Below are 9,653 nucleotides of genomic sequence, written 5' to 3' on the forward strand. Positions count from 1 at the left end.
GTTCCGGCTGCGGATAGGCTGCCATGTGTGTCAGGGTTGACACGGAATTTTATTCCCGGTGGCGGGCTCAGCCGGGCCGGGCATCCACATTCTGCACGCGCGATCCGGCCGACCAGCGTGCGGGGGTCCGGGTCCGGACACGCAGATGCAGGTCGCCCGTGCCGAAATCGAGCGCGAATCCGTCGCTCATCCCCAGCAGGTCCATGCCCAGGATGAAGGCCGGCTCATCCTCCAGCCCCAGGGCCGTGAAGGCGTGGGCGTCGATCAGGGTGGCATAAAGGTTGGAGACCGTGATCGGGCCGAGGCGGATGCCCGGCAGCATATGCACTTCCGCCAGCCGGCGCTCACCGGCCAGGTTGACGATCTCGATCCGGCCCATCAGTTCCGTCTGCCGGCCGCGCGCCGTCAGCTTGTCCAGCAGGCTGGGGTTGAACATGGATCGTTCCGCCCCCGTATCGACTAGGGCCTTGGCCCGGACGCCGCCGATTTCGATGGGCACGATGACCAGCCCCGCCTCATGCACGCTGCCGCGAACGGTATCGTGACCCAGGGGGGCGGTGCGGCGCGAATTCTCGATCCTGATCTCGTCGCGGCGGAAATTCACCGACAGCCGCCGGTCCATCAGGCTGTTGGTGCCCAGCACGCCGCCGGCCCCGGATTGATCGCCCAGGGACAGCACGGGTGCCACCATGTCGGTTGCCGCAAAACGTCCCATGTCGATGCGTCCCACCCGCATGGTGGGCATGATGACGGGCCCCAGCACATCATGCACCCGCATGAGATTGTTGTTCACCGTGACATCGGCTGGCAGGGCGGTGCCATCGGGAGCGGGGGGCGGGTTGAAGCCCAGCGCGCGGGCGATGTGCAACCCCACCATCGTGCCGCTGCACCCCGTATCGACCAGGAAGCGGACGGGCCCGTATCCGTCGACCACGACCGGGGCCAGCACGCGGCCCGCACGGTCCGGACGGGTGGGAATGGCATAGATCGGTTCCGGCGCCACCGGGGCCGGCATTTCCGCCAGGGCGGGTACGGCACCCAGCAATGCCGCCATCACCTGGGTCATCAAAAGGCGCTTCATGGCCATCTCCCCTGCGACCGGCGTTTCTTCGTGACTGCCGTGACTGATGACAGTGTAACCTGGAATACCGGGGTAACCGACCCATCATGAATTCATGGCTTGCAGGGGAAAGGTCCGCTTTCCCGCCGGGGCTGCGGACCAACGGGCGGCATGGAAAAGGGCCGGACATCGACTGTCCGGCCCTTTGTGAAGCGGCATCCCTTGGGAAGCCGGGATGGGGAAGGCGGGGTGGGGAAGGCGGGGGGGCGGCTACTGACCGCGCCCGCCGCCCGCTGCGGGAGCCGCACCGGCGGTCGGCATGGTCAGCGGCTGCTGCCCCTTTTCCTTCAACACCTTCAGGATGCTGGCGGCGGCATTGTCGGCCTGTGCCTTGTCGGCGTCCGCCGCCTCGTGGGAGAAGATGTTCAGGACGCGGATCGCCTCGGTCTGGCCCTGTTGTTTCGGAAGCTCAATGAGCTGCATGACAATGGCGACATGGATCTTCGACCCGCTTGCATCGCACGTTACGGACCCGGAACGAAGATGGTAGGCCGGCAGCTTCTCGGCCGCCTTCATCGACTGGTTGAAGGTGCCCTCGCAGCTTTGCTTCAACTGGGTCAGATAGGTGTCGGCGACCTTGTTGAAGTCACCGGCCGCCTCGCCCATGGGGAAGCTGCGCACGGCGCCCAGCACCTTGTCGCCGATCTGCCAGGCGTAATCGCCCGGCCGCTGCTGCGGTGGGATCTTGTCGATGGGAATGGCGCGGGCGGACGACAGCCCGGCATCGACCAGCAACTGTGCCAGGGTGGGCGCGATGACCGGCTCCGACGGCGGCGGCAGCTTCAGGGTGCCAGCCACGCCCTGATCGACGCAGGTCGTCAGTTCGTTCATGGCCTTGGTCGTGCCCTTCAACTGGAAGGCCGCGACGTCGCCCGGCACCTCCAGCGTCATGACATTGCCCGAACCCAGACCCTTCAGAATTTCTGCATCGTCGCCCAGGCCGATGGCCAGGGCATTGGGCTGGTTGACGATGGCGCCCAGCTCGCGGTTGATCTTCCCGTCGATGGACAGGCGCACGGCCGTGCGCTGGCCCGGCGGCATCTGGGCACCGGGAATGCCCAGCACCATCTGCACCCGCTTGGCCGGATTGCGCAGCAGCAGCAGATGCAGATTGTTGTCGAACTCCACCGCGGCGGCGCACATCTTGAAGCTGCCATCGGTGAAGACCTGCGGTTCGACCCGCCATTCGCCGCGGGGCACGCCGGGCTTGGGCGGGGTAGCCGGGCGTGCGGGCGCGGCGGCGCCGGCCTGGCCCTGGGCCGCCGCACCGACGGTGCCGGCCGCCGGGGCCTGCGGCTGCGGCTGTCCGATGGTGCCTGCGGCCGGGCCGCCGATCGTCCCGGCCGCAGGGCCGCCGATGGTTCCCGCCGCGGGGCTGCCGCCCTGCGGCGCGGTCTGCACGGTGCCGGGCAGGATCAGGCCACCGCCCGCGGGGGGCGGCTGGTTGTCACCGCCCGACTGCGCGGCGGCAACGCCGGTCAGGCACAGAAAAGCAGCGCCGGCCAGCAACAGATGCGAAAGGCTGCGCGAAACGGTACGGGACAGGCTCGGGACCACGGAAATCAACCCCTCTGCACATTGGCGAGGGGACCCTAGGCTTGTTGAAGGCGCAAGGCAAGGGGGCATGTGAGTGCCGAAGAACGCGCAAATGGGCGAGGAAATGCGCCGCGCATCCGCTGATTGAACGGCGCTCACTTCCCCACCCCGGCCCCCACCCCGGCGCCCACCCCGGCCCCGGCCCTTTCCAGGGCCTGTTCCAGGTCGGCGATCAGGTCGGATGCCGCCTCGATCCCACAGGAAAGGCGCAGCAGGTCGGGAGGGCAGGGGCTGTCCGGTCCTTCCACCGATGCCCGATGCTCCACCAGGCTTTCCACCCCGCCCAGCGAGGTGGCGCGCGTCCACAGCTTCAGCGCTGCTGCCGTGGCGATGGCGGCACGTTCGCCGCCAGCCACCCGCAGCGACAGCATGCCCCCGAAGCCGCCCTGCATCTGCCGCCGGGCCAGCGCGTGCTGCGGGTGGCTCTCCAGCCCCGGATAGAGGGCGGCCGCCACACGCGGGTGAGCGGAGAAATGGCGGGCCACGGCCATGGCATTGGCCGAGGCGCGTTCCACCCGCAGGGCCAGCGTGCGCATGCCGCGCAGCAGCAGCCACGCCTCGAACGGGCCGGGAATGCCGCCCTGGTCACGGCGAACCCCTGCCACGCGCTCCCAGAACGCATCCTTTCGGGCACAGGACAGCGTGCCGCACAGCACGTCGGAATGACCGTTCAGGTACTTGGTGGCCGAATGCATGACGATATCCGCCCCCAGCTCCAGCGGCCGGGTCAGGATCGGCGTGGCCGCCGTGCCGTCCACGGCCAGCAAGGCCCCCGCCCCATGGGTCAGCCCGGCCACGGCCGATATATCGGTCAGGTCCCAGGTCGGGTTGCACGGCGTTTCCACCCAGACCAGCTTTGTCCGGCCGGGGCGCAGCGCCGCGGCCAGGGCTGCGGTGTCCGTCATGTCGACCAGGTCGATTTCGAGGGCCCATTGTGCCGCGAACCGCTTCAGCCAGCCGCGCAAGGCCCAGTACATGACCTTGGGCGCCACCACATGGTCGCCCGGCGACAATGCCTGGAACAGGGCGGTGGCCGCCGCCATGCCCGATGCGAACAACAGGCTTTCCGCCGCCCCCTCCAACCGGGACAGCAGCGCTTCCGCCGCCGCGAATCCGGGATTGTCGGGCCGGGCATAGACCAGCCCGCCGGGATAGGAGAGATCGCCGGCCCGCAGAAAGGTGGTCGCGGGATGGATGGCGGGCACCACGCCGCCCGTGGCCCCGTCATGCCGCCCCAGTGCCCGGGCCAGCCAGGTCTCTGCCGACAGTCCCTGTTCGTCTTCCATGGCCCTTGTTCCCCATGCATCGCGATGGACAAGCCATAGCGCAGAAAATCCGGCATGGCGACATGCGGTGCCGGCACGGCGGCGACGTCAACGAAACATAACCGATTTCGCACAAATTTGGGCTCGCCCCCTTCGGGCCCCTGTCGTATCAATTCCAACGTCGGGTGGTACCGGGGGGCGGTCCATATCCGGCGGGGGGCGAAGGAACGGCCATGCGTTATGAAGAGCCGCGTTTACCTCACTCGGGCATCGTCCTGCCGGACTGGGCCCGTTCGGATTGCTGGTGGGCATTGACCCGCCGGTTCGCCGACCTGATGGTCAATGACCATGCCTTCATCCGCATGGCTTATCGGAATTTCCATCCCATCGGGCCGGATATGTACCGGTCCAGCCAGCCGACGCCGGGGCAGATGCGCCTGCTGGCCGATATGGGCGTGCGCACCATCATCAATCTGCGTGGTCGCCGCCCCACCTGCGGCTCCTATTTCTTCGAGGTGCGGGCCTGTGCCCGCCTCGGCATCGACCTGATCGATTTCCCGGTGCGCTCGCGCGATGTTCCCCGCAAGGAGGATCTGTTCGCCGTCCAGGATCTCTGGCGGCGGCTGGAGGGCCCGACGGTCATGCATTGCAAGGCCGGCGCCGATCGTGTCGGGCTGATGAGCGTGCTGTACCAGTTCACGGGTCTGGGTCTGCCGCTGCCACAGGCGCTGGGGCAGCTTTCCTGGCGCTATGGCCATCTGCGCCAGTCGAAGACTGGCATCCTGGATCATTTCTTCGAAAGCTTTCTGGCCAGCGGCGGGACCAGCGTCACAGATTTCTATCAATGGGTCGAACATGATTACGACCCCGTGGGCATGAAGGCGGCGTACAGGTCGCGGTCCTGGGCCAATCTGGTCACCGACCGCATGCTGGTCCGCGAATAGGCCGGCCCGTCTCAGGTCGGCTCAAGCCAGCCTGTCTATGCGCTCCGGCGACAGGTTGCCTGGCACGATCAGCAGCGGGATTTCAAGCGCACCTGCCAGTTCGCCCGCCAGCCAGGAGATGAGCTGTCCCTTGCGCTGTGTCGGCGGGGCGGCACCCACCACCAGGGCATGGATATCCCCGTCTTCCTGCACAGCGGCCAGGATTTCCGCGCCGATACTGCCCGTGCGCAGCAACAGCTCCGGCCGGATGCCCGTGAGCATCTGGACCTCGCCGGCCAGGCCGTTCAACAAAATCTCTGCCTCTTCCCGCTGCTCGGCCTCTGCCGCGGCGGCGATGCTCATCCATTCATGGCAATCGATGGGTTCGCAGACATGCAGCAGGGCCAGCAAACTGTCCGTGTTGCGGGCCCGCAATGCCGCGAAGCGTAAGGCCGCGCGGGATTGCGGACTGTCATCGACACAGACCAGAAACTTGAACCGCTCGCAAGGCTCTGCCACGGGGACGAGCCCCGCCGCTGACAATGGCATCACCGCAGGCACTTCGCCACGGGGGGACCAGGATGTGCCGGATATGGATGTGAACATCGGTCGATCTCCTGTCTTGGCAAGGGCAGGGGATGCGCGTCCGGGGTGTCGCGTGGGGAAGGCGGGCCGGGTTCAGACCCGGCCGGCCACGTAATCCCGCAGGCTTTCCACCTCGTGCGTGTACTCGGCCAGCCGGTATTTCACGATATCGCCGATGGAGACGACGCCGGCCACCCGTCCTTCCTCCATCACCGGCATATGGCGAAACCGCCCCTCCGTCATGCGCGACATGACGGAGGCCACCGAATCCGTTGGTGCGCAGGATACGACGCGCGCCGTCATCAGCGCCGATACCGGCTTGTCCATGACACTGGCGCCATGCAGCGCCAGCCCCCGCACGATGTCGCGTTCCGACAGGATGCCGGCAATTCCGCCCGCCTCGTTCAGGACCAGGATGGCACCGATACGATTGGCATGCAGCACATGGGCGACGGCGGCGACATTCTCGTCCGGCCGCGTGCTGATGATCGTGCTGCCCTTGTTCTTGAGGATGGCTGACACATGCATGGGCGGTCCTCCCCTTCCTATCCAGGCGGCGGGCGGCCATGCAAGCGGCTGCCAGCGTATTTAAGATATGGTTAAGGGAACGCGATGTTGCGCCGCACGCGCAAGCCTATTCCGACAATCTGTCCAGCCGGGCTCGCAGTAATCGCCTTTCGGGGTGGTTCAGCCCTATCCGTTCGGCCAGGGTCAAGGCTTGGCGCAATGCCATCACGGCCCCGGCCCGGTCGCCCAGCCGTTCCAGCAGGGCGGCCCGCGTGGCGGCATAAAGCGGATAGCGGGCCATCGAGCCGTCATCGGCCAGCCCTTCCAACGCGGCCAGCCCCGCTGCCGGCCCCCGTGCCTCTGCCAGGGCCACGGCCCGGTTCAGCCGTGTGACCGGCCCGGGGCACCGTTGCGCCAGCCGGTCATAGAGGGTCACGATGAGCGGCCAATCCGTGTCGGACCAGCGCGGGGCCACGGCATGGGTGGCGGCGATGGCAGCTTCCAGGTGCCATCGCGTTTCCTCCGGTCCCGCCGTACCGGCCTTCAGATGGCGCAGGCCCGCGGCGATCAGTCCGCGATGCCAGCGGGTGCGGTCCTGGTCCGCCAGCAGGACCGGCATGCCGTCGGGGGACAGCCGGGCCGGCAGGCGGGCGGCCGTCAGACAGGCCAGGGCGGCCATCGCTTCCGCTTCCGGCCGGCCGGTGACGGGATGGTCGGCCAGTTGCCGCGCCAGATGCAGGGCTTCCGACACGATGTCGGGGCGTATCATCGCCTCTCCCGCCGTTGCCCCCACCCCCTCGTTCAGCAGCAGGTACAGGGTGGCCAGCACAGCGTCCAGCCGGCCGGGCAGTTCGGCGCCGGCGGGAATGGCGAAGGCAACGCCCGCCTGCGCCAGCCGCGCCTTCGCCCGGGTGATGCGCTGGGCCGTGGCCGGCACGGACAGAAGGAAGGCCCGCGCGATCTCTGCCGTGCCCAGGCCGCAGACGGCCTTCAGGGTCAGGGCCACGCGGGCCTCCAACGGCAGTACGGGATGGCAGCAGGCGAAGATCAGGCCGAGCTTCTCGTCGGCCAGTTCCGCCTGCAGACGTGTATCGGCCGGGTCCCGCCCGTCAGGCAATCTGTCGGCCAGATCCTCCGGGGTGAGCGAGGCGTTGAACCGCCGCCGCCGCAACCGGTCGACGGCTTCGTTGCGGGCTGTCCGCCAAAGCCAGCCGGCCGGATTGTCCGGGATGCCGGCATGCGGCCAGGCGTGCAGGGCCTTCAGAAGGACCGACTGCACAATCTCCTCGGCCTCATCCAGCCTGCCGGTGCCCAGCAGGCGGGCCAGCCGCGCCGTCAGATGCGCGGCTTCCCTGCGGAACAGGCCATCCACCAGCGGGCCGGTGTCGCTTGTCGTCCGCCCGTCGGACACGATGGCGCTCAGCCGCCGCTCATATCGTCGATGCGGCGCAGTTCCACCACACCGTGGCGCAGGTGCGGGCATTCCGCCGCGATGGTCTCCGCCGCGGGATAGTCCGCCGCCTCGATGATGAAGAAGCCGCCGATGACTTCCTTGGCTTCGGCATAGGGGCCGTCGGAGACGACCAGGGTGCCGTCGCGCGACGTCAGCCGCCGTCCGCCCTCCTCGCCCAGCTTCTCGCCGCCAGACAGCAGGCCGGCTCTGGCCAGCTTGTCGCTCCAGGCCTGGTATCCGGTGATGATGGCCTGCATCTCATCGGGGGACAGGCTGGCAAAGGTGGCGGGGTCTTCGCGCAGGATCAGGATGAACTTGGCCATGGGGGCTCCCTTCCGGTTTCGGGGGGCCGGTGCCGGTCACCGGTCCCGCCCCTTCTGACGAGCCAGGGTCGGTGCTTTCGACAGCAATGTCGAAATTTTTCTCCGCCGGGTCTATCAACGGGGAGGTGACGACCAGGGGTGAGGCGGCGATGAAGCTGGAAGATCGTTTGGCGGTGAAACTGTTGGCCCAGGCGTCGGCGCAATTGGGCAAGGCCGTGAATGAAACATTATGTACCGAGCCCGATCGCCGGGTCATCCGCGCCATGCTCAATGATGCCAAGGAACTGCTGGCGGAATTCGAGGAACAATATTTCCGTCCGTGATCCCCCGGCCTTGACCGCTGACCGCTGACCGCTGACCGCTGAACGGCAACGCCCCCGGGCATCAATCTCCGATGCGCGGGGGCGGCTCCTCGCTCGACAGGGGTGCTGGAAAGATCAGAAGATCAGTGGCGGCCCACCCTGGCCTTGCGCTGCTCATGATCGGTGGGGCGCGCGGCCTCCCATTCCCGCCCGCGCAGGTTATGGTCGCCGTCGCTGTTCTGGTGTGGCTGGCGGGCCGCGGGATGGTCCGTGGGGCCCGGTGAACGGCGGGCCTGGCGCCATTCGGCTTCGGCCAGGCGCTGCTTGCCGTGGTCAGGGGTCTTGCTGGGGGTGGAAGCATGGTCTTGCATGGTTTCCTCCATTTGGACAAAAGGCATGGGGCCTCCGCCATGAAGGCCCGTCCCCGTGCCGGGGATGGGCGGCCCATCATCAACATGTAATGATGATGGTTGGGAATAACGACCCGCCGCCACGGATGTTCCGCCGACACTGCCTGATGCATCATCCTACGCCTGTCAGGCCCGCGGGTCAGCCCCCTCGCCGGGGCAAAGCGTGGCCACCTATCCGTCGGCGCGCAAAAAAAGATTAACGCTTTCGGTGGATAGTGCGATGGTTCGCCGGGGCGGCCGCATCGCCCGCCCCGATATGGGGACGCTGGGCCCATCACTTGTACGGGAGCGGGATCGTGAGCCGGTCCATCGACGGTGTTACCAACTGGATGCACATGTTCCGCTGGATCGTGAAGCTGATACGGGACGATTACGGCGTCGATGAGAAAATCCTGACCCGCACGGCCATGCTGGAGACCGATTGCGGCCTCGCCATCGAGCAGGTGGAGGAGGTATTGGACATCATCGCCGAAAGCTTTGATGTCCGTTTTCCCGGTGGCACCCTGGATGAGGTGCTGAAGCTGGAGGAATTGTGCATGCTGGCGGCCTGGCTGCGGGGCTTGTTCAAAAAGCCGGAATTCATCTCCGCGGAGTTCGAGGGACGCTGCCGCGCCACCAACCCGCTTGCCGGAGCCTGAGCGCGGGTCCATATCAGTCGCCCGTTCCCGTCAAGCATCCGGGCGTATGCCGCTATGACCATTCATCTCCTGCGTCTGGCTGTTGGTGCCGACAGTCTGCAATCGATGCGCGACTGGCGTCGTGATCACCAGATCATCTGGCAAGGTCACAAGGCCGTGCCCACCTGTACCAAGCGGGCTCCAACCCGCGCGGCGGAACTGCTGGATGGCGGCTGCATATACTGGGTCGTGAAAGGCTTTGTGCAGTGCCGGCAGCGGTTCATCGGTTTCGACATGGTGCGCGATGTGGATGGTGGCGACTATTGCCGCATGCTGATGGACCCGGAACTGGTGGAAACCGTGTCCATGCCCAAGCGCCCCTTCCAGGGATGGCGCTATCTTAAGCCGGAGGATGCGCCTGCCGACCTGGCCGAAAGTCAGGGGGGTGACGTGTTGCCGGAACATCTTCTGGCCGAACTGCGGGCATTGGGGCTGGCCTGAAGAAAAATGCGGCGATGCGAAAATAGTTGTTGCACCGCCCAGTCACCGGGT

General features: G+C 67.0%; 12 protein-coding genes. 4 read left to right on the top strand and 8 right to left on the bottom strand.

All coding sequences use genetic code 11. From position 1 onward, the window contains the following. Positions 1–67: 67 nt before the first annotated feature. From ACM9LZ_RS14800 to ACM9LZ_RS14810, 3 genes are all read right to left on the bottom strand, one after another. A complete protein-coding gene (locus ACM9LZ_RS14800) occupies positions 68–1,081 on the bottom strand; it encodes a retroviral-like aspartic protease family protein (protein WP_416620258.1) in 1,014 nt (337 codons plus the stop codon). Positions 1,082–1,330: 249 nt separating this feature from the next. Further along, the gene (locus tag ACM9LZ_RS14805; protein ID WP_416620259.1) at positions 1,331–2,677 is read right to left on the bottom strand and encodes a hypothetical protein; all 1,347 of its coding nucleotides are present in this window, start codon (positions 2,675–2,677) and stop codon (positions 1,331–1,333) included. A gap of 134 nt (positions 2,678–2,811) precedes the next feature. After that, entirely contained in the window at positions 2,812–4,002 is a 1,191-nt protein-coding gene (locus tag ACM9LZ_RS14810) for a trans-sulfuration enzyme family protein (RefSeq protein WP_416620260.1), read from the bottom strand. A gap of 212 nt (positions 4,003–4,214) precedes the next feature. Here ACM9LZ_RS14810 and ACM9LZ_RS14815 point away from each other — a divergent pair, with 212 nt between their 5' ends. Further along, positions 4,215–4,925: a fused DSP-PTPase phosphatase/NAD kinase-like protein gene (locus ACM9LZ_RS14815; RefSeq protein ID WP_416620261.1), complete on the top strand. Its 711-nt coding sequence runs from the start codon at positions 4,215–4,217 to the stop codon at positions 4,923–4,925. A gap of 21 nt (positions 4,926–4,946) precedes the next feature. Here ACM9LZ_RS14815 and ACM9LZ_RS14820 read toward each other — a convergent pair whose 3' ends face one another. The 4 genes from ACM9LZ_RS14820 to ACM9LZ_RS14835 form a co-directional block, all read right to left on the bottom strand. Then, on the bottom strand, positions 4,947–5,510 hold the full coding sequence (locus ACM9LZ_RS14820) for a universal stress protein (protein ID WP_416620262.1): 564 nt from the start codon (positions 5,508–5,510) through the stop codon (positions 4,947–4,949). A gap of 72 nt (positions 5,511–5,582) precedes the next feature. Next, positions 5,583–6,017 carry a CBS domain-containing protein gene (locus tag ACM9LZ_RS14825; RefSeq protein ID WP_416620263.1) on the bottom strand — a complete coding sequence of 145 codons (435 nt, stop codon included), beginning with the start codon at positions 6,015–6,017 and terminating at the stop codon, positions 5,583–5,585. 106 nt (positions 6,018–6,123) lie between these two features. Further along, a complete protein-coding gene (locus tag ACM9LZ_RS14830) occupies positions 6,124–7,407 on the bottom strand; it encodes an RNA polymerase sigma factor (protein WP_416620264.1) in 1,284 nt (427 codons plus the stop codon). An 8-nt stretch (positions 7,408–7,415) separates the two neighbouring features. Then, on the bottom strand, positions 7,416–7,772 hold the full coding sequence (locus ACM9LZ_RS14835) for a YciI family protein (protein WP_416620265.1): 357 nt from the start codon (positions 7,770–7,772) through the stop codon (positions 7,416–7,418). Between the two features lie 86 nt (positions 7,773–7,858). On the opposite strand from ACM9LZ_RS14835, the gene ACM9LZ_RS14840 reads away from it, so the two are divergent. After that, on the top strand, positions 7,859–8,095 hold the full coding sequence (locus ACM9LZ_RS14840) for a hypothetical protein (RefSeq protein ID WP_416620266.1): 237 nt from the start codon (positions 7,859–7,861) through the stop codon (positions 8,093–8,095). A gap of 122 nt (positions 8,096–8,217) precedes the next feature. Here the strand turns inward: ACM9LZ_RS14840 and ACM9LZ_RS14845 are convergent, their stop codons facing one another. Then, the gene (locus ACM9LZ_RS14845) at positions 8,218–8,445 is read right to left on the bottom strand and encodes a hypothetical protein (RefSeq protein ID WP_416620267.1); all 228 of its coding nucleotides are present in this window, start codon (positions 8,443–8,445) and stop codon (positions 8,218–8,220) included. Positions 8,446–8,780: 335 nt separating this feature from the next. On the opposite strand from ACM9LZ_RS14845, the gene ACM9LZ_RS14850 reads away from it, so the two are divergent. Then, entirely contained in the window at positions 8,781–9,122 is a 342-nt protein-coding gene (locus ACM9LZ_RS14850; RefSeq protein ID WP_416620268.1) for an acyl carrier protein, read from the top strand. Between the two features lie 54 nt (positions 9,123–9,176). Beyond that, on the top strand, positions 9,177–9,602 hold the full coding sequence (locus tag ACM9LZ_RS14855) for a DUF1489 family protein (RefSeq protein WP_416620269.1): 426 nt from the start codon (positions 9,177–9,179) through the stop codon (positions 9,600–9,602). The last annotated feature ends 51 nt before the right edge of the window (positions 9,603–9,653 follow it).

Origin of the sequence: Niveispirillum fermenti, assembly GCF_048066175.1 — a bacterium.
Lineage (GTDB): Bacteria > Pseudomonadota > Alphaproteobacteria > Azospirillales > Azospirillaceae > Niveispirillum > Niveispirillum fermenti.

What these genes read in the sequence shown, in the direction of transcription:
- ACM9LZ_RS14800 (WP_416620258.1), bottom strand. Translation starts at nt 1,081, where the DNA reads ATGAAGCGCCTTTTGATGACCCAGGTGATGGCGGCATTGCTGGGTGCC.
- ACM9LZ_RS14810 (WP_416620260.1), bottom strand. Translation starts at nt 4,002, where the DNA reads ATGGAAGACGAACAGGGACTGTCGGCAGAGACCTGGCTGGCCCGGGCA.
- ACM9LZ_RS14815 (WP_416620261.1), top strand. Translation starts at nt 4,215, where the DNA reads ATGCGTTATGAAGAGCCGCGTTTACCTCACTCGGGCATCGTCCTGCCG.
- ACM9LZ_RS14820 (WP_416620262.1), bottom strand. Translation starts at nt 5,510, where the DNA reads ATGTTCACATCCATATCCGGCACATCCTGGTCCCCCCGTGGCGAAGTG.
- ACM9LZ_RS14825 (WP_416620263.1), bottom strand. Translation starts at nt 6,017, where the DNA reads ATGCATGTGTCAGCCATCCTCAAGAACAAGGGCAGCACGATCATCAGC.
- ACM9LZ_RS14835 (WP_416620265.1), bottom strand. Translation starts at nt 7,772, where the DNA reads ATGGCCAAGTTCATCCTGATCCTGCGCGAAGACCCCGCCACCTTTGCC.
- ACM9LZ_RS14840 (WP_416620266.1), top strand. Translation starts at nt 7,859, where the DNA reads ATGTCGAAATTTTTCTCCGCCGGGTCTATCAACGGGGAGGTGACGACC.
- ACM9LZ_RS14845 (WP_416620267.1), bottom strand. Translation starts at nt 8,445, where the DNA reads ATGCAAGACCATGCTTCCACCCCCAGCAAGACCCCTGACCACGGCAAG.
- ACM9LZ_RS14855 (WP_416620269.1), top strand. Translation starts at nt 9,177, where the DNA reads ATGACCATTCATCTCCTGCGTCTGGCTGTTGGTGCCGACAGTCTGCAA.